This is a genomic window from Erwinia sp. Leaf53 (genome assembly GCF_001422605.1).
Classification (GTDB): Bacteria; Pseudomonadota; Gammaproteobacteria; order Enterobacterales; family Enterobacteriaceae; genus Erwinia.
In genome coordinates this window covers 362297-382890 of record NZ_LMLK01000012.1, presented here as the reverse complement: position 1 = coordinate 382890, position 20594 = coordinate 362297, and the positions used below count along the sequence as shown (strand labels likewise).

The following is a 20594-nucleotide window of genomic DNA, read 5'->3' as shown; positions in this document are numbered from 1 at the left end:
ACACTCTGTGTATCAATCAAGGAGAATCAGAATGACTGTTAAAGCTATTGCCATTGACCCGAAAAACCCACAGCAGTTTATCGCCATTGAACAACCACTGCCGCAGCCGGGCGAGTACGACCTGCTGGTGGAAGTAAAAGCCGCCTCCGTTAACCCGGTGGATACCAAGGTACATAAGGGCTCGCAGAAAAACGGCCTGCAGCAGCCGCGCGTGCTGGGCTGGGATGCCAGCGGCGTGGTACTGGCCGTCGGCAGCAAAGTGAGCGGCTTTAAGGCCGGCGATGAGGTGTATTATGCCGGGGATATCACCCGCCCCGGCAGCAACGCCACGCAACAGCTGGTCGATGCGCGCATCACCGGCCACAAACCTGAAACGCTTAACTGGGCAGAGTCGGCGGCCATTCCGCTGACCGCGCTGACCGCCTGGGAAGGGCTGTTTGACCGCCTGCATATAGATCGCGATGGCGAAGGCAAAACCCTGCTGATTATCGGCGGTGCGGGCGGCGTCGGCTCACTGGCCATTCCTTTCGCGAAGCTGCACAGTCAGGTGAAAGTGATTGCCACCGCCTCGCGCCCCGATTCGGCGCAGTGGTGCCGCGATCGCGGTGCCGACCTGGTGATCGACTATAAAGATATGGCAGGCGAGCTGGAGAAACACGGCATTAAGCAGGTCGACTATATCTTCTGCCTGAACGACACCGACGGTCACTGGCCGGCGATCGGCCAGCTGATTGCGCCACAGGGGCAGATCTGCACCATCGTTGAGAACGAAAAGCCGCTGGCGATGGATCAGCTGAAGCTGAAAAGCGCCGCGCTGCACTTCGAATTTATGTACACCCGCAGCATGTTCACCACGCCGGATATCGCCCGTCAGGGAGAGATCCTCGACGCTACCGCAAAACTGCTGGATGGAGGCAAAATCAGCACCTCGCTGAGCACCACCCTGCACGGCCTGAGCGTTGAGACGCTGACCGAGGCCCACCGGCTGGTGCTGGAAGGCCATATGCGTGGGAAAGTGGTGATGGTCTACTAGCCGGCTGACATTGCGCCAGACCGCCACCAGGCCCCGCACGACGTGAACGCAGCGGGCAGCGCTCCGGCCTGCCCGCTGCAGGGGCTTACGCCCCCAGCATCTCGCGCACCAGTTCCACGCAGCGCAGGAAGCGCTCGTCGTAGTTATCCTGCTCGACGCGTACAAAACTGATGTCGTTCTCGTTGAGCATGGCGATCAGCAGCTCCTGGAACTCTTTGCGATCCACCGAGCTGCCGAGGCTGCGCAGGCCGTCGGCCACCCAGGGCACGTTGTTCTCTACCAGAATCACCAGGTCAAAGCGGTATTCGTCGATCAGCGCCTGCACGAACGGGTGCTCACGTCCCTCGTACTTTTTGCAGAATGCCTGAGTGGTGACAAAGTCGGTGTCGATAAACGCCACCTTGTTAGCGTACTTGACCGCGAAGTCGATGTACTGCGCCTGGCCCAGCGCGATTTTATCGTAGTCGGAGTACTGCAGCGCCATCTCGTCGCCACCCAGGTGCGAGAAGACGTAATCGCGGCCAAACTCCCACGCGCTGGTGGTGTTGAAGATGTTTGCCAGCTTGTTGACCAGCGTCGACTTGCCGCTCGACTCGCCGCCGAGGATCGCCACGGTGCGCACAAAGAACGGCTTCACTTCGGTAGGAATATACTCCCAGTAGCGGAACGGGTCCTGACGGATCTGCCCGCCGCTGATGCTCATAAAGGTGCGCTTTGGGTCGATGACTACCGTCTCTACGCCCAGATGGGCGCTGAACTGTTCGGCGTCCCCCTCTTCGCTGGTGTAGATACGGTCGGGCACGATGCCGCGATCGTCGAGAAACGCCTTCACGCCGCGGCTCCAGACGTCCCAGCCGTGGGGATAGGGCTCCATCCCCTCTTCGTTAAACGAGTGGATGCGGATATTTTTCTGGTACTTAAAGGTCTGCAGCAGCCAGCGCAGGCGATCGCTGACCGTCGGCTGCTGCGACATCGCGCTGTCTTCAAACAGCTGGCGGTCACGCGGCTCGTCATAGCCCATGATGATATGCAGCTCGTCCACCTGGCTGCAGGCGCGCTGGATCAGGTAAATATGGCCGGTATGCAGCGGGTAAAACTTGCCGAACACTACGCCGATGGTCTTCTCACGACGCGGAAACTCCAGCCCGAGAAACCGGTGCAGGGCTTCCAGCTTCTGCGCGCTGGGGCTTTTAATCTTGGCGTTCAACAGCTGGCTGAGGTAGCCCTTGGTCATACCGCTGGCATCCGCCACCTGCTGCAGCGTGCAGCCCTGCTGACGAATAGCCGTTTTCAGATAGTCAAATGACGACACAACAAGCCTCCTGCGGGGGATGGCGGGCGATCACAGCCCGCCGTTGAGTATAGTCTGCCGGTCACCGGCGGCACATCAGTCTGTCATTACCGATCGCCGGGGCCCGACAGCGCATCCGCGTGTAATCACAGGTCGTCGGGGCTCAACAGCGCGTCCGCGTATGATTACAGGTCGTCAAGGATCGACAGCGCATCCGCCAGTTTTTTTACGCCGTACACCTTCATGTTTTCCGGCATCTTCTTCGGCACGTTGGCCGCGGGCACGATCGCCCGGCGGAAGCCGTGCTTGGCCGCCTCAGAGATGCGCTCCTGGCCGCTCGGCACCGGGCGGATTTCTCCGGCCAGCCCCACTTCACCGAACACCACCAGATCCTGCGGCAGCGGACGATCGCGCAGGCTGGAGACCATCGACAGCATCAGCGCCAGGTCGGCGCTGGTCTCGGTGACCTTGACGCCGCCAACCACGTTAACGAACACGTCCTGGTCGGCCATCTGCAGGCCGCCGTGACGGTGCAGCACCGCCAGCAGGATCGCCAGCCGGTTCTGCTCCAGCCCCACCGCCACGCGCCGGGGGTTACCCATCATCGAGTGATCGACCAGCGCCTGGATCTCAACCAGCAGCGGCCGCGTGCCCTCCCACAGCACCATCACCGAGCTGCCGGAGGTTACTTCGTCGCCGCGGCTTAAGAAGATCGCCGACGGATTGCTGACCTCGCGCAGCCCCTGCTCGGTCATGGCAAACACCCCCAGCTCATTCACCGCGCCGAAGCGGTTTTTATGGCTGCGCAGGGTGCGGTAACGCGAGTCCGCGTCGCCGTCCAGCAGCACCGAACAGTCGATGCAGTGCTCCAGCACCTTGGGCCCGGCCAGCGAGCCGTCTTTGGTGACGTGACCGACCATCACGATCGCCACGCCGGTGGTTTTGGCAAAACGGGTGAGATAGGCGGCGGTTTCGCGCACCTGCGCCACGCTGCCCGGCGACGACTGGATGTCGGCCATATGCATCACCTGGATCGAGTCGATCACCATCAGCTTCGGCTGCTCCTGTTCGGCGATCAGGCAGATCTGCTCGATGCTGGTTTCCGACAGCATATAGAGGTTTTCGGTCGGCAGCCCCAGCCGGTGGGCGCGCATCGCCACCTGCTGCAGCGACTCTTCACCGGTGACGTAGAGGGTTTTCATCGACTCAGAGAGCCTGCACAGCGTCTGCAGCAGCAGGGTACTTTTCCCCGCGCCGGGGTTACCGCCGATCAGAATGGCGCTGCCGGGCACCACGCCGCCGCCGAGCACGCGGTCAAACTCTTTAAAACCGGTGCTGAAGCGCGGTAGCGCTTCGAGGCTGATTTCGGAGAGTTTCTGCACCCGGCTCGGGCCGGCGACGCTGCCCGCATAGCCGGAGAGGCGCTCGTTACGCGCCGCGGCAGGTGAGGCGGCAAGCCGCATCTCGGTGATGGTGTTCCAGGCCTGGCAGGCGCTGCACTGCCCCTGCCAGCGTGGGTAGTCTGCACCGCATTCGTTGCAGACAAAGGCACGTTTTACCGCTTTGGCCAAAGCTTCCCCTTAACGTTCTTCGTGGATCAGGCTGCCGCTGAGGATGCAGAACACCCCCATCAGATCGGCATGGCGAATGGTCACTTCAGTTTGTTCGTTCACTTTTGGCTTGGCATGGTAGGCAATGCCCAGCCCGGAGGCTTTGATCATCGGCAGATCGTTAGCGCCATCACCCACGGCCACGGTCTGCTCCGGCGCGATGCCGAAACGTTCAGCCAGCTGGCGCAGGGTGTTCGCTTTGTACTGTGCATCAACGATATCGCCCAGCACTTCACCGGTCAGTTTGCCATCGCGGATCTCCAGCACGTTGGCGGCAATCGCCGACAGGTGCAGGCTGTCACGCAGGTATTCGGCAAAGTAGGTGAAGCCGCCGGAGGCGATCGCCACCTGCCAGCCCAGCGCCTGCAGCTTGTGCACCAGCGAGGTCAGCCCCGGCATCAGCGGCAGCTCGTCGCGCACCTGCTTCAGAATATTGGCGTCCGCCCCTTTCAGGGTGGCGACGCGCTGGCGCAGGCTGGCAGCAAAGTCCAGCTCGCCGCGCATGGCCCGTTCGGTCACTTCTGCCACCAGCTCGCCGCTGCCGGCCAGCTTAGCGATCTCGTCGATGCACTCGATCTCAATCGCGGTGGAGTCCATATCCATCACCAGCAGGCCCGGCGTTTTCAGGTGCGGAATTTTACCCAGCGGCGCCACGTCCAGCCCGGCGTCGTGGGCCAGCTGCGCGGCAAACGGCGTCAGTGAGCCGGCCAGGCGTACCACGTGATAATCCTCAATGCTCCACGCGCTGACGATCACCATCGCGGCACCCAGGCGATGCTGGTAGGCGGTCAGCGCCGCTTTATCCAGCTGGCGTCCGTACAGTAACCAACCGGTGCGCCCGGCACGGTAGTCCAGCGGCATCACTTCATCGCCGCTCAGGGAAAGGGGTAAACCCGGCCATTCGGAAACATCGGCGGGCAGATCGCACCAGGTCAGACTATTCGGCATTACGGCTCCTGCAGGGACTGATTAAGCATTGTTATGCGGTGGATGAGCGTGCAGAGCGCCTCGCGCCTCGCCGCCCGCTCACCGGACCAGTATAAAACCTGGCGAAAGGCTACCTTGTCAGGCCGCCTTCTGGCAACATAAAGCGAGGATCGTTCCACCATTTTTGAAGGGTTGTGATGGCTAAAGCCAAACTGAAATTTCGCCTGCACCGCACGGTGATCGTACTGATCAGCCTGGCGCTGCTGGTGGTGCTGATGCAGGGTGCCTCCTGGTTCAGCCTCGGCCACCAGATGGCGCGCTCGGAGCAGGTGGAAGAGCTGGCGCACACTCTGACGCGCCAGGTGGCGTGGAGCCTGACGCCGCTGATGGATAACAGCGACGATAACCACCAGAAAATCGTCGATACCCTCGACCAGCTGACCCACGACAGCCGCATTCTTGACGCCTCGGTCTACGACGATGAAGGCTCGCTGCTGGCGCACAGCGGCGAGAGCATCAACGTGCGCGACAGGCTGGCGCTGGACGGTCAGCGGGCCGGCAGCTACTTCAACCATCAGATTGTGCAGCCGCTGGCCAGCAAAGAGGGGCCGCGCGGCTTTCTGCGCGTGACGCTGGATACCCACGTGCTGGTCACCGAATCCCGCCAGGTGGATAACACCACCAATATTCTGCGCCTGATGCTGCTGCTGGCGCTGGCCATCGGCATTATTCTCACCCGTACCCTGCTGCGCGACCGCCGCACCCGCTGGCAGCAGTCACCGTTCCTGTTAACCGCCAATAATCCGGTCAGAGAGGATGATGAAGAGGAGCCGGACAATGCCAGCCAGGGCAGCGGCCTGACCATTCGCATCCATGATGGCGACCCGCAGGACGACCAGGCTGAAGAGACCAGCATCAGCGCCGGGAGCAGCGGCGGCGGCAATAAAGAGAGCATCGGTGCCATCCTCAACAAAGAGGGCAACAATGCCGTCAGCTTCGACGGCGTCAGCGCAGAGAACGATAAAGGAAACGCCGGCAGCGCTAAAGGCCGCGATGACGACATGAATAAGCGCGGCAGCGGGCACAGCCGTTAAGACATCCACAAAGGCTGAGGGTACGGCCCTGTGCCGAAACCCCATCAGCAACGACTAAAGCTTTGGCAACGCCATCCGTCGCCAGCGGAGTGCCCGCATGGCCCCGCCCGGCCATCCGGGCGGTAGCACCCTCAGGCCATCCGCGCGATCTGCCCCGTAAGCTCTGACAGTTTTTCCCGCATCTCCGCCGCCAGCCGCTGAAAATCAGCGCTGCAGGCGGCCTCTTCACTCAACTGCTGCCAGTAGCTATCCGCCATCTGCCAGGCCGTCTGCCAGCAGGCGCGGTTGAGGCTGAGATCCAGCTTCAGCTCCGGCGCGCTGTCGCGCATCTGCCCGGTAGCGCCCGGCGCGAAGCTCATCGGCAGCATGTCATAGGCCGGCGTCAGCGTCAGACGCCCGTCCCGCAGGAAAAATGACAGGTTGCCGGCGTGCATATCACCGTTGGCAATCAGCCGTCCGAAGGCCCATTGCAGCGTGCCGCGTTCGGCATCAGCAGCGCCGAGCCGCTTCTGCCGGACCAGCTCCGCCAGCGCCTCCGGCCAGTGGCGCTGGCTGCCGGTAAACTCCGCCTGCACCGCTTCCAGCGAAACCATATCGTCACGGCCGCGGCTGCCCTGCCGGTCAAAGCGCACCACCTCCAGAAAGCGCTGGCCGTTATCCGCGTCCAGCAGCGTCGCCGCCGCCGCCGCCAGCCCGTACTCATTCATCAGCCGCAGCGCCAGCGCTTCCGCATACAGCAGATCGCGCCAGCGCTGGCTGTTCTCATTGCTGCGCGCCGGGGTAAATTTGACCAGCAGATGGGCCGCGCCGCCGTGCTCCCCCCCGGCGTAGCAGGTGAATTTTGGCTGTTCCCCCCCGGCGGATGAGCCGGGCTCCTCACCCGCCAGCGCCCGGCTGGCCAGCTGCGGATACGCAGCGGCTTTTTCCGCCTGCCGAAGCGCTAGCGGTGATGAAGCCTGCAGCCACCGCCGGTAGCTGTCATCGCCCACCAGCCAGTTGCCCGGAATATCGCTGCCGGCGTGGCTGAGCGCCAGCAGGCACTCATCCTCCCCCCACTGACGGATATCTTCCGTCAGCCCCAGCCGCTGCGCGCAGTCGCGCCCCCAGGCCCGCCCGAGAAACCCCTGCGGCCGCATATCGCTGAGATACCAGGGCAGACCGGCAAAGTGCTGCCAGCCGCCTGCCGCCGACTCAACCACGCAGTGGCCCACCGGCCACACCGTATACAGCGTGCCGCTGCTCTGCGCCTGGCCGGCGGCGTTCACTTGCCACAGCGGAAAGGCGCTCTCGCCGCGCAGCGGGCGCAGCAGCAGATAGCGCGTGGCGCGGGCGCGGCCGGTTTTCAGCACCTGCGGCTCCGCCTGGATTAGCCGTGACAGCGTCGCCTGGCTGACGTCCAGCCTGGCCTGCAGGGTGGCCGCATCCAGCGGCCCGCCTAACAGCAGTGCAGTGAGATCGGACACAATGAATAGATTCCTGAATAGATTTATGAATAGATAAAATTAAACTAAAAAATTGTTTTTTAACAAAAAATTTAAATAAAAAATGATTATCTGTGAATAGATAATAGCGGACATTACCCCGCCAGAAAAGCACAAAAAACAACCAGGAAAAAGCGTATCGCCGCTCAGTTGCTGAACGCTGAGCTGCGCAGCAGCGTGGTACGGAAAAGGCGAGCTGCCCGCGATCGTAGCTGAACAGCCTGAGGCCGCGACTGAAAGGCAGAGTGGATCAAAAAACGCGTGCTGACCGGCGATCCGGCTGAAAAACCGAGGGGATTGCTGAAAGAAAGGGGGGTACGGCGAATTACCCGGCGGCAGCCCGCCGAACGAGTGAGCCGGGTGAACGGTGAGGCCGGGGGCCGGCCTCACCGGTTTATCAGGCGTTGTCGCCCAGCAGTACCGACTCCAGCGCGATCTTAATCATATCGTTGAAGGTGGTCTGGCGTTCGGCAGCGGTGGTCTGCTCGTGGGTGCGGATATGGTCCGACACGGTGCAGATGGTCAGCGCTTTCGCACCGAACTCTGCCGCCACGCCGTAGATACCGGCCGCTTCCATCTCCACGCCGAGGATGCCGTACTTCTCCATCACGTCGAACATCTGCGGATCCGGGCTGTAAAACAGGTCGGCGGAGAAGATGTTGCCGACGCGCGCGTCCACGCCCAGCGCTTTGGCCGCGTCAACCGCGTTACGCACCATGTCGAAGTCGGCAATCGCCGCAAAATCGTGGTCTTTGAAGCGCATGCGGTTCACTTTGGAATCGGTGCAGGCACCCATCCCGATCACCACGTCACGCAGCTTCACGTCTTCACGCACCGCGCCGCAGGAACCCACGCGGATGATCTTCTTCACGCCGAAGTCGGTGATCAGCTCTTTGGCGTAGATCGAGCAGGACGGGATGCCCATACCGTGACCCATCACCGAGATCTTACGGCCTTTATAGGTGCCGGTGTAACCGAGCATGCCGCGCACGTTGTTCACTTCAACCGCGCCATCCAGGAAGGTTTCCGCGATGTGCTTAGCGCGCAGCGGATCGCCCGGCATCAGTACCACGTCGGCGAAATCACCCAGTTCAGCGTTAATATGAGGCGTAGCCATGTTGTTATCCTTTTAAAGTCATGCCGGGGCTTTCGCCCCGGTTACAGAATGAGGTGCGCTGTTTTACAGCATTGATTTGCCGTAATCCATATCGGAGAGGCCAAAATAGCGTGCCACGGTCTGGCCGATATCGGCGAAGGTATCGCGGTAGCCCAGATAACCCGGCTTGACGCCCGGGCCGTAGATCAGCACCGGAATATGTTCGCGGGTGTGTTCAGTACCCGGCCAGCTTGGATCGCAGCCGTGGTCAGCGGTGAGGATCAGGATATCACCCTCTTTCACCTGCGCCATCAGCTCCGGCAGGCGGCGGTCAAACAGCTCCAGCCCGCCGGCATAGCCCGGAATATCGCGACGGTGGCCCCAGGTGGAGTCAAAGTCAACGAAGTTGGTGAACACGATGCTGTTATCCGGCGCAATCGCCATCTCTTTCACCGTTGCGTCAAACAGCGCGTCCAGCCCGGTGGCCTTCACCTTTTTGGTGATGCCGACGTGGGCATAGATATCGGCGATTTTACCGACGGACACCACCTCACCGCCCTGCTCGTCCACCAGCTTTTTCAGCACGGTGGCGGACGGCGGCTCTACCGCCAGGTCGTGACGGTTGCCGGTGCGTTCAAAGCTGCCGGCCTTGTCGCCGACGAACGGACGGGCGATCACCCGGCCAATGTTGTAGCCGCCTTCGGTGAGGACTTCACGGGCGATTTCACAGAGTTCGTACAGACGATCCAGCCCGAAAGTCTCTTCATGGCAGGCAATCTGGAACACCGAATCCGCGGAGGTATAGAAAATCGGCTTGCCGCTTTTCATATGCTCTTCGCCCAGCCTGTCGAGGATCACCGTCCCCGAGGCGTGGCAGTTACCGAGATAGCCCGGCAGCTGCGCCTTTTCCACCAGCTCGTCGAGCAGCGCCTGCGGGAAGCTGTTCTCGACGTCGCTGAAGTAGCCCCAGTCGAACAGCACCGGCACGCCGGCAATTTCCCAGTGGCCGGACGGCGTATCTTTGCCGGACGACAGCTCGCTGGCGTAAGCATAAGCGCCGGTAATTTCAGCGTCTTTATCCAGCCCCGGCGGGAAGCGACCGGTGGAGGCCTCCGCCGCTTTACCCAGCCCCAGCGCCGTCAGATTCGGCAAATGCAGCGGCCCCTGACGTCCTTTATCCGCTTCCCCGTTGAAGCACGCCTCGGCGATGTGGCCAAGGGTATCCGAGCCTGCATCGCCAAAGCGATCGGCGTCTTTACTGGAGCCGATTCCAAACGAATCCAGCACCATGATAAATACACGTTTCATCCTGGTCTCCTGCGCGATTGTCGCGGTGAGCATTAAAAAAATGCGATCAGAACAGAATACCGCTTATTGCGTAATTCTGCGATAGATAACTGGCGTCGCAGCCGGTGCGGTATCGCCGACCTGCACGGCATGCTGCACCGCCAGCGCCGCTTCCTGCCAGCTGGCTTCGCTCGACGCGTGGATAATCGCCAGCGGACGTTCAGCATCTACCGAATCCCCCAGCTGCACCATCTCGCTGAAGCCGACGCTGTAATCGATGCTGTCGCTGGCCTGGCGGCGGCCGCCGCCCATCGCGACCACCGCCATTCCCAGCGCGCGGGTGTCCATTGCGCCGACCACGCCGGCACGCTGCGCGTAAACCGCTTTGCTCAGCGTTGGCGCAGGCAGATAGCTGTCCATGCGTTCAATAAAGTCAGCCGGGCCGTTCTGCGCCGCCACCATGCGGGCAAACACTTCGGCCGCGCGGCCGTTATCCAGCACCGTCATCAGCTGCTGCTGTGCGTCTGCCGCTGAGGTCGCCAGCCCGCCGGAGATCAGCATTTCGCTGCACAGGGCGAGGGTCACTTCCAGCAGGCGCGGGTTACGGTAGCTGCCGGTGAGGAACTGCACCGCTTCCCGCACCTCCAGCGCGTTACCGGCGCTGGAGGCCAGCACCTGGTTCATATCGGTCAGCAGCGCGGTGGTTTTACAGCCGCCGCCGTTAGCCACGCCGACGATCGATTCCGCCAGCGCCAGCGACAGCTCAAAGGTCGGCATAAAGGCGCCGGACCCGACTTTAACGTCCATCACCAGCGCATCCAGCCCTTCGGCCAGCTTCTTGGCGAGGATCGAGGCGGTGATCAGCGGGATCGAATCCACGGTGGCGGTGATATCACGGGTGGCGTAGAAACGCTTATCCGCCGGGGCCAGCGACTGGGTCTGGCCGATAATCGCCACGCCCACCTGCTTAATAATCTGACGGAAGCGATCGTCCTGCGGGAAGATATCGAACCCGGGGATCGCTTCCAGCTTGTCGAGGGTGCCGCCGGTGTGCCCCAGCCCGCGGCCGGAGATCATCGGCACATAACCGCCGCAGGCGGCAATCATCGGGCCAAGCATCAGCGAGGTCACGTCGCCGACGCCGCCGGTGGAGTGCTTATCCACCACCGGTCCGTTCAGCCCCAGCCCCTGCCAGTTCAGCACCGAGCCGGAGTCGCGCATCGCCATGGTCAGCGCCACCCGCTCGGGCAGCGACATATCATGGAAGAAGATGGTCATCGCCAGCGCGGCGATCTGCCCCTCTGACACCGTATTGTCACGTACGCCGTTGATGAAGAAACGGATCTCCTCTTCACTCAGCGCCTGACCATCACGTTTTTTACGAATAATTTCCTGCGGCAGAAACACGGTCACCCCCGGTTAATATCAGTACTTGCTGTCGCTTTTGGCACCGCTGAAACCGGCCGCGTTCAGCAGGCTGGCCAGCAGGCTTGAAGCACCAAAGCGGAAGTGGCGCGCGTCGGCCCACTCGCTGCCGAGAATGTCGTCGGCCAGCTTCAGGTAAACTGCCGCGTCGTCGGCGGTGCGCACGCCGCCGGCAGGTTTAAAACCAACCTGCTGCTGCACGCCTTTTTCGGCGATAACGCGCATCATGATCTCCGCCACTTCCGGCGTGGCGTTCACCGGTACTTTACCGGTAGAGGTCTTGATAAAGTCGGCACCGGCGTTGATGGCGATCTCTGACGCCTGGCGGATCAGCGCCTCGGTTTTCAGCTCACCGGTTTCGATAATCACTTTTAACAGCACACCGGCGTCTGCGCAGGCGGCTTTACAGGCTTTTACCAGCTCAAAGCCAACCGTCTCGTTACCGGCGATCAGCGCGCGGTACGGGAACACCACGTCCACCTCATCGGCACCGTAGGCGATCGCCGCGCGGGTTTCGGCCAGCGCAATGTCGATATCATCGTTACCGTGCGGGAAGTTAGTGACGGTGGCAATGCGCACGTCCGGGGTGCCCTGCTCGCGCAGCGTTTTGCGGGCGATCGGGATAAAGCGCGGATAGATGCAGATCGCCGCGGTATTGCCCGCCGGGGATTTGGCCTGGTGGCACAGCGCGATCACCTTCTCGTCGGTATCGTCATCGTTGAGGGTGGTCAGATCCATCAGCTTCAGCGCGCGTACCGCGGCCTGGGTTACATCAGTCATCATTTTCTCCAAAAGCGGATTACGTTGGCGTGGCGTTGTCGCCGCCCTCCCGGAGCGGGAATGTTATAATTATAACAATTCACCCAGGGTGGTTTTGCGACGAAAGTCACGATTGAAAGAAAGCGTTTTCATAAGCGTTACAGTTAAAGTGATCTTCATCACAATAACCACCCAGCTGCAGCCGCAGACAGCGCGATCACCGGCGGCAGCCCGCAATGTTAATATAATAACATTTTGTAAGGGTGTCTGCGCCACCCAGGCGCATTTTTTAACAGGCGAGTTTTACAGGCGGAAGATCAGGCGGGTATTTTCACGGATCGCTTCCGCGATCTGCTGCGGGGATTCCGGGCGCAGCTCACACAACACCTGCCACACCTCGCGCAGCCGCTCCGGGCGGTTGGGCTGCCCCTGCCAGCCCTGCAGCGGCATATCCGGCGAGTCGGTTTCCAGCAGCAGCGCGCTCAGCGGCAGGCGGGCGATAGCGTTACGCGTTTTGCTGGCTCGCGGGTAGGTAATGGTGCCGCCGACGCCGATGGCATAACCGGCGCGGATAAACGCCAGCGCCTGCTGTTCGCTGCCGGCAAAGCCGTGCACCACGCCGCGCCGCGGCACGTCGATGCGCCGCAGATGCTGCGCCAGCGTGTCGTGGGTACGCCGCGAATGCAGGATCACCGGCAGATCGTAATCGCGCGCCAGGCGCAGCTGATCGTCCAGCAGCGCCTGCTGGCGATCGAACTGCGGATCGTCGATGTAGCGATCGAGGCCGATCTCACCGATCGCCACCAGCTTCGGGTCACGCAGCTCCAGCTGCTGGCGCAGTGCCGCCAGCCCCTGTTCGCTATGATCGGCGATGGCCATCGGATGCATGCCCAGCGCGGCGTACACCGGCGGGTGCGCGTGCGCCAGCGCCATCACGCCCGCAAAGCGATCGGCGGCCACGCCGACGGCGATCAGCTTCTCCACCCCGGCCTGCTGCGCCAGCCGCAGGCTCTCCGCCTCATCGCCGACAAACGGCGGGAAATCAAAATGACAGTGGGTATCCACAAACACAGGCTGCATGCCAGCACTCCTCTATCTTCAGAGTTTTAAACTATCAGGAGCCACTCTCCCGTCTGCGCTGACCGGAGTAAACGTATCCTCCGCGATCGTCCGTCCCGACAGCGCATCTGCATCAGCAACAGGCGCGGCAGCAGACTCCATAACGTCAGTTATGGCCGGATTGAGCAATGGATCCGTCACGGCAGCCAGGGCCGGGTTAAGCAACGGATCCGCCACGGCAGTCGTGGCCGGGTTGAACAACGGATCCGCCACGGCAGCCGTGGCTGGTTGCTGCATTGTACGCCTTGTTGTCCGTTCCGGCATAACCACGACATCTGCCGGATTCAGCACGCTGTCTGCGCCCGTGCCCGGCGCAACTGGCGCCGTGCCAGCCACCGCACTAACGAGAGCGGGCCTGGCAGAGACGGGCATGACACCCTTGCCACCGCCCAGCCACTGGCCCAGCGTCGCAAGGAAGTAACGCCCGCAGCGGCGGCCCAGATGATAATCCTGATTCAGCGCCGTCACCCGGCTGCCCAGCGCATTGCTGGCCAGCGGGCGCGGCGGGTAGATCTCAACGATCCGCAGGCCGCCCGGCGGTGCATCGATAAACTGCTGGGTTTCGCTGTAGCTCTGCTCGTGCAGCTGTAAAATATTGATTAACGGGCGCAACGCCCCGTCACTCAGCCAGCGCTCCAGCCGTTTGATCCACTGCGGTGTATAGGTCATCTGTGAGGGGACGGTGCGGATCACCACGATAGTATCAGCACCGCGCCGCGCCGCCTCGCGCACCGGAATAGCATCGCTGATTCCGCCGTCCAGCCAGAACTCGCCGCTGAGGTCGACACCATTGCGGTACAAACCCGGAATGGCGCTGGACGCCTTAATGATGTCATGCCAGTTATCTGCCGTGGGGGTAAAATAAGAGGGGCTGTAATCGTCGCTGCGACAGGCGCACATATAGAATTCGCGGCCGGCCTTAAACAGCTTATCCCCGGCCGCCAGCGCCAGCGGCAGTTCAGCACGGGTAATGTCCACCAGCCAGTCCAGGTCGATCAGGTGCCCGCCGCGCACAAAGCGCAGCGGATCGAAAAACTGTTTGCTGGTGGTATAACGGGTGATCACCCGGCGGGCATAACCTGGCTGGCCGCAGACGTAAGCGGATAAGTTCTGTGCCCCGGCGGAAGTGCCGATCAGCAGATCGAAGGGATTAAAGCGCGCCCGCTGAAATTCATCCAGCACGCCGGCGGTAAAAATGCCGCGTTGCCCGCCGCCCTCGCATACTAAGGCGAGATTTCCGGGGGAAAAAGGGGACAAATTCAGGGGATCGATATTACCGAGAGTAATCGGGATGCGGCTGCCCAAGTCAGGTATCCTCCACACAAAGTGAGTGCAGAGGATACCCGTTCTCAGCAGCGCCGGTGAGGCGCTTGTTGCTGTTTTGCTACGCTGTGTGACAGCAGTCGCTAAAGTTTCTTACGGCCGGTGAACAGGCTGACCAGGAAGATAATAATACCGACCACGAAGACGATTTTTGCTGCCCACGCTGCCGTACCCGCCAGACCACCGAAGCCTAATGCCGCAGCGATCAGTGCAATAATCAGAAAGATAATACCCCAACGAAACATACGCCTCTCCTTACCATAGTGAAAATCGAACGTCTTTATCATTCACGTAAGCGCAGTCATCGCGCCGGAATGTTGCTCTTAGCGGACTTGTCCGGTGACGGCAGCCGCCGTCACCGGTTTTCTACCGTTACTTAACGGTGAGATCGTTTTTGACGCTTTTCACGCCATCAATGGCTTTGGCAATGCCTTCAGCGCGTTCAGACTGCGCCTCAGTTTTTACCGAACCGGAAAGCTGCACCACGCCGTTGGTGGTCTCCACCTTCACGTTACGCGACGGTACGATGTCATCCGCTAACAGTTTAGCTTTGATTTCGGTGGTGGTTGCCGCATCACCGGCATAACCGCTGGCCGTCGCTTTGGTGCTGTCTTTCACGTGCAGTTTGTCGCTAACCGACTTCACGCCTTCGACCTTTTTGGCCGCTGCAACCGCCAGTTCAGCCTGATCCTGTGAGGTCACAAAACCGCTCAGGGTCACCACGCCATCGTGGGTTTTCACGGAAATATCGGTACTTTTAATCGCTTCATTGTCGACCAGCGCGGCTTTCACCTTGGCGGTTACGCCGCTGTCGTCCATGTAGTTACCTACTGACTTCATTGAGCTATCGATTTTTGAACCCGCACTGTCGGCAGCTGATTCCGCTTTACCGGTCATCGTCTGTTCTGCCATCGCGGTTCCGCTTAACAGAGCTGAACCGACTACCAGTGCCATCAGGGTTTTCGTCATTGTGGTCTTCATCGATTTGTTCCTTTTGTTTGCGTCCTGACAATAAATATAGTCGCAGATAGCGTTTTTACCGGACAGGAAGGTGAAAAAGAGGAAAAAATCAGCAGAAATACGAGGTTTTAAGAGTAGTCTGTAATATCAGTGAAAAAAAAAAGGGTGGGACGCGTTAACGTCCCACCCTCAAGTGTAGTCGCGGAATTAATGTTCGCGAGTTTTGCGGAATACCACGTCAGGATAACGTTCCTGAGTGATATTCAGGTTGACCATGGTAGGAGCGATGTAGGTCAGGTTATCACCGCCATCAAGCGCCAGGTTCACTTCGTTCTTGCGCTGGAACTCGTCAAATTTCTTCACGTCATTACACTCCACCCAGCGGGCGGTCGAGACGTTGATCGCCTCATAAATAGCTTCGACGTTGTATTCGCTTTTCAGGCGCGAGACCACCACGTCAAACTGCAGCACGCCCACCGCACCGACGATCAGGTCGTTGTTGTGTACCGGGCGGAACACCTGCACTGCGCCCTCTTCCGACAGCTGCACCAGCCCTTTCAGCAGCTGCTTCTGCTTCAGCGGGTCACGCAGGCGGATACGACGGAACAGTTCCGGCGCGAAGTTCGGAATACCGGTGAACTTCATATTTTCACCCTGGGTAAAGGTGTCGCCGATCTGGATAGTACCGTGGTTATGCAGGCCGATAATATCGCCCGGATACGCCTCTTCCACGTGGGAACGGTCACCGGCCATAAAGGTCAGCGCGTCCGAGATCACCACGTCTTTGCCGGTGCGCACCTGGCGCAGCTTCATACCCTTCTCATACCTGCCGGAGACCACGCGCATAAAGGCCACGCGGTCGCGGTGTTTCGGATCCATATTGGCCTGGATCTTAAACACGAAGCCGGTGAACTTCTCGTCGGCGGCGGTGACGGTGCGCAGATCGGTGTTACGCGGCATCGGTGCCGGTGCCCACTCAACCAGGCCATCCAGCATATGGTCAACGCCGAAGTTACCCAGCGCGGTGCCGAAGAACACCGGCGTCAGCTGGCCTGCCAGGAACAGCTCGTGGTCAAATTCGTGAGAGGCACCCTGCACCAGCTCCAGCTCATCGCGCAGCTGCGCCGCGAGATCTTCACCAATTGCCGCGTCCAGTTCCGGGTTATCCAGCCCCTTAACGATGCGCACTTCCTGAATGGTATGGCCCTTACCGGTCTGATAGAGGTAGGTTTCATTCTTATACAGGTGGTACACGCCCTTAAACAGCTTGCCGCAGCCGATTGGCCAGGTGATCGGCGCACAGGCGATCTTCAGCTCGCTCTCCACTTCATCCATGACCTCCATCGGGTCACGGATATCGCGGTCCAGCTTGTTCATAAAGGTCAGGATCGGCGTGTCGCGCAGACGGGTCACTTCCATCAGCTTGCGGGTACGATCCTCAACGCCTTTCGCGGCGTCGATCACCATCAGGCAGCAGTCGACCGCCGTCAGGGTGCGGTAGGTATCTTCGGAGAAGTCTTCGTGCCCCGGCGTGTCCAGCAGGTTGACCAGGCTGTCGCGGTACGGGAACTGCATCACCGAGGTGGTGATCGAGATGCCACGCTGCTTCTCCATCTCCATCCAGTCCGATTTGGCGTGCTGGTTAGAGCCACGGCCTTTTACCGTACCGGCGGTCTGGATAGCCTGTCCGAACAGCAGAACCTTCTCGGTAATAGTGGTTTTACCGGCATCCGGGTGAGAAATAATGGCAAAAGTGCGGCGGCGTGCCACCTCTTGCATAAAGGGCGCATTTGACATGAAAATTCTTCTGGTTTGGCGCCGTACCGCCGGGTTACGCCTTTCGCGCAACGGCTGGCACAGCCGGTTCTTCGTTAGATGGCGGGCATTTTCGCTGATTGTGCCCTCAGAAACAATGCAGAACGGCGCTTAATCACGCAAAAGGGGGGCGCAGCCCCGGCAGGCGGAGTTCGCTGCCGAACCGTTTAACCTGCAAATACGGGACTCAGGCTGAGGGATCGTCCCGTCATCCGTAAAGCGATCCGCGCAGGCTCAGCCCGGACGCATTAACTGCGACCGTTCGGCTTCACACTCAACACGGCGACAGCAGCCGTCGAGATGATCGTTAACCAGCCCCAGCGCCTGCATCAGCGAATACGCGGTCACCGGCCCAACCCAGCTCCAGCCGCGCTTTTTCAGCGCCTTCGACATCGCTTCGGCCTGCGGTGAGGTTTTCACCTGCTGCCAGTAGTGCAGATCGACGCTGGCCGGCCGCTGCTGCGCCGTCGGCTCAAATTGCCAGAACCAGGCGGCCAGCGATCCGGCTTCCTCCTGCAGTTCGATCGCCCGTTGCGCATTGTTGATCGCCGAGAGGATCTTGGCCCGATTACGCACGATGCCGCTGTCCGCCAGCAGCCGCGCCACCTCCGGCTCGCCGTAAGCCGCTACGCGGTGGAAATTAAAGCCCTCAAACGCGCGGCGGAAGTTGTCGCGCTTGTTATAGATAAGCTGCCAGGACATGCCGGAGTGAAACCCCTCCAGACACACCTTCTCAAACAGCAGCCGATCGTCCACCACCGGGCGTCCCCACTCGTGGTCGTGATAGTCCGGCATCTGCGCCTGCCAGGCACAGCACGGGCGGCCATCGGCAGTTGTAATCAGCCCCTGCTCCGCTCTATCAACGGCGCTCTCGCCGCCCCTCTCTGAGCCATTTTGTAGCGACATAGTCACCTGCTTCCTGTCGGTTATCTCATGCCGGGTATAGCAGACTCATCTGCTTCGGCAAATCCGGCACTTAAAAACAACGGTACCCTGCGTTAGAGAATCCGTGCTTTAGCCCTGTCGCACAGCGTGTTTTTCTCGTACTTCGTCTCAAATGATGCATAAACCCACCGCAGAACGATCGATTGATGATGAAGGGCGTCGCTTTTGTGAATACTGTGACGAGACAGGCCCGGCGAGAGGGAATGGGATGGTAGTGGCCAGCCTGCTAAACAGAAACACCGGGACCATAACGCAAAAACCCCGGCTTAAGCCGGGGCGAAGATCTACGGTATTTGCGAGAGGTCTTACACCCGAAGGCCATTGGTTCCTCTCACCAACCTGAACCTGATGCTACAGAGGACCAAAAGCAGTGTCAAGGCAACCTCTGGCAGACCCTACGATAAGGATTGAGCTATGCCACATACGGTCAAATACCGGCCCGAGCTAATGGAAAGGATACCTGAGGATGGCCCGTAAACTGACCAAAACGGTCAGAGAGTATCGAAATCGTCTGGCTCACAATGAACCTTTATGGAAAGCATACCCGGTCAGCACCCCCGCAGATGCCGTGGCTTATATCAGCGGAAAAATTGATGCGGTTGAGCAACTGATTGGTTTGCTATCGCCTGAGAAACTGGATTTGCTCACTAAGCACGGACTTTTTTCCGATGCCCGCCGGCTTAATTCTTTAGCCGGAATAGCGAGTTTCAGCACGTCGCAGCTCACTGGCCCTTTAGCCACTGCTCGTTGCGGACAAGTGATCCCGCGTTAGCAGTGCTATACCTAAGCATCCGACAATCGGGCATTTGGATTTCCGTGCGGCCATCCGCTATTTTTACCGCATTGCTGGCGACATCCGCCGGTACTCTTCGACGAAAAGGGCCTGTACAGCTATGAGCAATAACGATTATCAGCCAGCAAAAGTCTGGAGCGAAAACAAAGGCACCGGCGGCACCTGGGGCAGCATCAACCGCCCGACCGCCGGCGCGCGTCACGACGCCACGTTGCCGCAGGGCAGGCACCCGCTGCAGCTCTACTCGCTGGGCACGCCAAACGGCCAGAAGGTGACCATCCTGCTGGAGGAGCTGCTGGCGCTGAACGTTAACGGTGCGGAGTATGACGCGCACCTGGTGCGTATTGGTGAAAGCGAGCAGTTCTCGTCGGGCTTTGTGGCGGTCAACCCTAACTCGAAGATCCCGGCGCTGCTGGACACCAGCGCACAGCCGGCAATCCGCGTGTTTGAATCTGGCGCGATCCTGCTCTATCTGGCGGAGAAATTCGGCCATTTCCTGCCAAAAGACGCGGCGAAGCGCACCGAAACGCTGAACTGGCTGTTCTGGCTGCAGGGCGCGGCCCCTTACGTCGGCGGCGGCTTCGGCCACTTCTATCACTATGCGCCGGTGAAGATCGAGTACGCCATTGACCGCTTTACCCTGGAGGCCAAGCGCCAGCTGGACCTGCTGGACAAACAGCTGGCTGAACACCGCTATATTGCCGGCGATGAGTACACCATAGCCGATATCGCCATCTGGCCGTGGTACGGCGCGCTGGTGCAGGGTCTGCTGTACGAGGCCGGTGAGTTTATTGATGCCGCCTCGTATAAAAACCTGCTGCGCTGGGCGGATGAGATTGCGCAGCGCCCGGCGGTCAAACGCGGGCGCATCGTCAACCGTACCTGGGGAGACGTGCAGCTGGCCGAACGCCACGCTGCGTCCGATTTCGACGCGCTGGGGCTGTAAAATCTACGCGAGCAGCTTCTCCTGCAGCTCGCTCAGTGAAGCAACCTGCCAGGTCGGCGCGATGGTGTCCCGCGCCGGCTTGCCGTCAGCGTTCAGCCAGCAGGTGGCAAGGCCGGCGTTGATGCCGCCGAGAATGTCCGAATCCGGATTATCACCGACCATCAGCACGCGATCGCGCGGCGGGTTGCCCATTTCACTGAGCGCGTAGTCGAAAATCGCCGGATGCGGCTTGGCCACGCCCACTTCTTCAGACACCACCAGCAGATCGAAGAAATCCGCAAAACCGGTCTGCTCCAGGCGCACCTGCTGCATAGCGGTAAAGCCGTTGGTGATAATACCCATCTTCACCCGCCCTTTAAGCGCGGTTAACAGCTCAACCGCCCCCGGCAGCGGCACGCAGATCTGCCCCATGGTCAGCAGGAAGCGGTGGTTGAGATCGGCGGCGGTGACGTTCAGCCGGGCCGCCCAGCCCTCAAAGCGCTGATGCTGCAGCTGCAGGGCGTTGATCACACCGTTCTGGTAGTCCACCCACAGCGGCTTGTTGATCGCCTGATAGGCGTCGTAGTCCGCCTGGCTGAAGGCGACGTCGTAGTGCTGAAACAGATGCTGTAAACCGGCAAATGCGTCGAAGTGAAACAGCGTGTCGTCCGCGTCAAATAAAATCCAGTCCCAGTCTTTAAGCATCGTTGT

At 60.5% G+C, this 20594-nt stretch carries 18 protein-coding genes and 1 pseudogene; 4 read left to right on the top strand and 15 right to left on the bottom strand.

Annotated elements, in window-relative coordinates; all coding sequences use genetic code 11:
• The first annotated feature begins 31 nt into the window (after positions 1–31).
• Positions 32–1033, top strand: a complete 1002-nt coding sequence (locus tag ASF13_RS10535) for a zinc-binding alcohol dehydrogenase family protein (RefSeq protein ID WP_056235822.1) — start codon at positions 32–34, stop codon at positions 1031–1033.
• Positions 1034–1118: 85 nt separating this feature from the next.
• Here ASF13_RS10535 and nadR read toward each other — a convergent pair whose 3' ends face one another.
• The 3 genes from nadR to serB all read right to left on the bottom strand — a co-directional run bounded on the left by nadR (position 1119) and on the right by serB (position 4882).
• Positions 1119–2345: a multifunctional transcriptional regulator/nicotinamide-nucleotide adenylyltransferase/ribosylnicotinamide kinase NadR gene (gene nadR / locus ASF13_RS10530; RefSeq protein WP_056235819.1), complete on the bottom strand. Its 1227-nt coding sequence runs from the start codon at positions 2343–2345 to the stop codon at positions 1119–1121.
• A 164-nt stretch (positions 2346–2509) separates the two neighbouring features.
• On the bottom strand, positions 2510–3895 hold the full coding sequence (radA, locus tag ASF13_RS10525; protein WP_056235818.1) for a DNA repair protein RadA: 1386 nt from the start codon (positions 3893–3895) through the stop codon (positions 2510–2512).
• A 9-nt stretch (positions 3896–3904) separates the two neighbouring features.
• Complete coding sequence (gene serB / locus ASF13_RS10520) at positions 3905–4882, bottom strand: phosphoserine phosphatase (protein ID WP_056235817.1); 978 nt, start codon at positions 4880–4882, stop codon at positions 3905–3907.
• A 176-nt stretch (positions 4883–5058) separates the two neighbouring features.
• Here serB and ASF13_RS10515 point away from each other — a divergent pair.
• Positions 5059–5703: pseudogene (locus tag ASF13_RS10515) on the top strand (YtjB family periplasmic protein); the annotation flags it as partial.
• 383 nt (positions 5704–6086) lie between these two features.
• Here the strand turns inward: ASF13_RS10515 and yjjJ are convergent.
• The 11 genes from yjjJ to ASF13_RS10465 form a co-directional block, all read right to left on the bottom strand.
• Positions 6087–7418 (bottom strand): type II toxin-antitoxin system HipA family toxin YjjJ, encoded by a 1332-nt coding sequence (gene yjjJ, locus ASF13_RS10510; protein ID WP_056235814.1) that lies wholly within the window; start codon positions 7416–7418, stop codon positions 6087–6089.
• Between the two features lie 415 nt (positions 7419–7833).
• A complete protein-coding gene (gene deoD, locus ASF13_RS10505) occupies positions 7834–8553 on the bottom strand; it encodes a purine-nucleoside phosphorylase (protein ID WP_056235810.1) in 720 nt (239 codons plus the stop codon).
• A 63-nt stretch (positions 8554–8616) separates the two neighbouring features.
• A complete protein-coding gene (deoB, locus tag ASF13_RS10500; RefSeq protein WP_056235805.1) occupies positions 8617–9840 on the bottom strand; it encodes a phosphopentomutase in 1224 nt (407 codons plus the stop codon).
• A 63-nt stretch (positions 9841–9903) separates the two neighbouring features.
• A complete protein-coding gene (deoA, locus tag ASF13_RS10495; protein ID WP_056236382.1) occupies positions 9904–11226 on the bottom strand; it encodes a thymidine phosphorylase in 1323 nt (440 codons plus the stop codon).
• 18 nt (positions 11227–11244) lie between these two features.
• Positions 11245–12024 carry a deoxyribose-phosphate aldolase gene (gene deoC, locus ASF13_RS10490; protein WP_056236381.1) on the bottom strand — a complete coding sequence of 260 codons (780 nt, stop codon included), beginning with the start codon at positions 12022–12024 and terminating at the stop codon, positions 11245–11247.
• Between the two features lie 282 nt (positions 12025–12306).
• On the bottom strand, positions 12307–13083 hold the full coding sequence (locus ASF13_RS10485) for a TatD family hydrolase (RefSeq protein ID WP_056235803.1): 777 nt from the start codon (positions 13081–13083) through the stop codon (positions 12307–12309).
• 18 nt (positions 13084–13101) lie between these two features.
• Positions 13102–14427, bottom strand: coding sequence for a patatin family protein (locus ASF13_RS10480; RefSeq protein WP_082502336.1), 1326 nt, complete (start codon positions 14425–14427; stop codon positions 13102–13104).
• Between the two features lie 101 nt (positions 14428–14528).
• The gene (locus ASF13_RS23470) at positions 14529–14690 is read right to left on the bottom strand and encodes a DUF1328 domain-containing protein (RefSeq protein ID WP_072166347.1); all 162 of its coding nucleotides are present in this window, start codon (positions 14688–14690) and stop codon (positions 14529–14531) included.
• Positions 14691–14817: 127 nt separating this feature from the next.
• Entirely contained in the window at positions 14818–15426 is a 609-nt protein-coding gene (gene osmY / locus ASF13_RS10475) for a molecular chaperone OsmY (protein WP_056235800.1), read from the bottom strand.
• Positions 15427–15612: 186 nt separating this feature from the next.
• Complete coding sequence (prfC, locus tag ASF13_RS10470; protein ID WP_056235798.1) at positions 15613–17202, bottom strand: peptide chain release factor 3; 1590 nt, start codon at positions 17200–17202, stop codon at positions 15613–15615.
• A 252-nt stretch (positions 17203–17454) separates the two neighbouring features.
• Positions 17455–18126, bottom strand: a complete 672-nt coding sequence (locus ASF13_RS10465; protein ID WP_056235795.1) for a DNA-3-methyladenine glycosylase I — start codon at positions 18124–18126, stop codon at positions 17455–17457.
• Positions 18127–18631: 505 nt separating this feature from the next.
• Between ASF13_RS10465 and ASF13_RS24295 the strand changes: the two genes are divergently transcribed.
• Positions 18632–18937, top strand: a complete 306-nt coding sequence (locus ASF13_RS24295) for a hypothetical protein (RefSeq protein ID WP_146005447.1) — start codon at positions 18632–18634, stop codon at positions 18935–18937.
• 121 nt (positions 18938–19058) lie between these two features.
• Positions 19059–19904, top strand: a complete 846-nt coding sequence (gene yghU, locus ASF13_RS10460) for a glutathione-dependent disulfide-bond oxidoreductase (RefSeq protein ID WP_056235792.1) — start codon at positions 19059–19061, stop codon at positions 19902–19904.
• 3 nt (positions 19905–19907) lie between these two features.
• Here the strand turns inward: yghU and yjjG are convergent, their stop codons facing one another.
• Positions 19908–20588, bottom strand: a complete 681-nt coding sequence (gene yjjG, locus ASF13_RS10455; protein ID WP_056235789.1) for a pyrimidine 5'-nucleotidase — start codon at positions 20586–20588, stop codon at positions 19908–19910.
• Positions 20589–20594: the final 6 nt, after the last annotated feature.

Coding starts and splice junctions, on each gene's coding strand:
- ASF13_RS24295 (WP_146005447.1), top strand. CDS start 18,632: ATGGCCCGTAAACTGACCAAAACGGTCAGAGAGTATCGAAATCGTCTG.
- ASF13_RS23470 (WP_072166347.1), bottom strand. CDS start 14,690: ATGTTTCGTTGGGGTATTATCTTTCTGATTATTGCACTGATCGCTGCG.
- ASF13_RS10485 (WP_056235803.1), bottom strand. CDS start 13,083: ATGCAGCCTGTGTTTGTGGATACCCACTGTCATTTTGATTTCCCGCCG.
- deoC (WP_056236381.1), bottom strand. CDS start 12,024: ATGACTGATGTAACCCAGGCCGCGGTACGCGCGCTGAAGCTGATGGAT.
- ASF13_RS10465 (WP_056235795.1), bottom strand. CDS start 18,126: ATGTCGCTACAAAATGGCTCAGAGAGGGGCGGCGAGAGCGCCGTTGAT.
- deoB (WP_056235805.1), bottom strand. CDS start 9,840: ATGAAACGTGTATTTATCATGGTGCTGGATTCGTTTGGAATCGGCTCC.
- yjjG (WP_056235789.1), bottom strand. CDS start 20,588: ATGCTTAAAGACTGGGACTGGATTTTATTTGACGCGGACGACACGCTG.
- prfC (WP_056235798.1), bottom strand. CDS start 17,202: ATGTCAAATGCGCCCTTTATGCAAGAGGTGGCACGCCGCCGCACTTTT.
- serB (WP_056235817.1), bottom strand. CDS start 4,882: ATGCCGAATAGTCTGACCTGGTGCGATCTGCCCGCCGATGTTTCCGAA.
- yghU (WP_056235792.1), top strand. CDS start 19,059: ATGAGCAATAACGATTATCAGCCAGCAAAAGTCTGGAGCGAAAACAAA.
- deoD (WP_056235810.1), bottom strand. CDS start 8,553: ATGGCTACGCCTCATATTAACGCTGAACTGGGTGATTTCGCCGACGTG.
- osmY (WP_056235800.1), bottom strand. CDS start 15,426: ATGAAGACCACAATGACGAAAACCCTGATGGCACTGGTAGTCGGTTCA.
- ASF13_RS10535 (WP_056235822.1), top strand. CDS start 32: ATGACTGTTAAAGCTATTGCCATTGACCCGAAAAACCCACAGCAGTTT.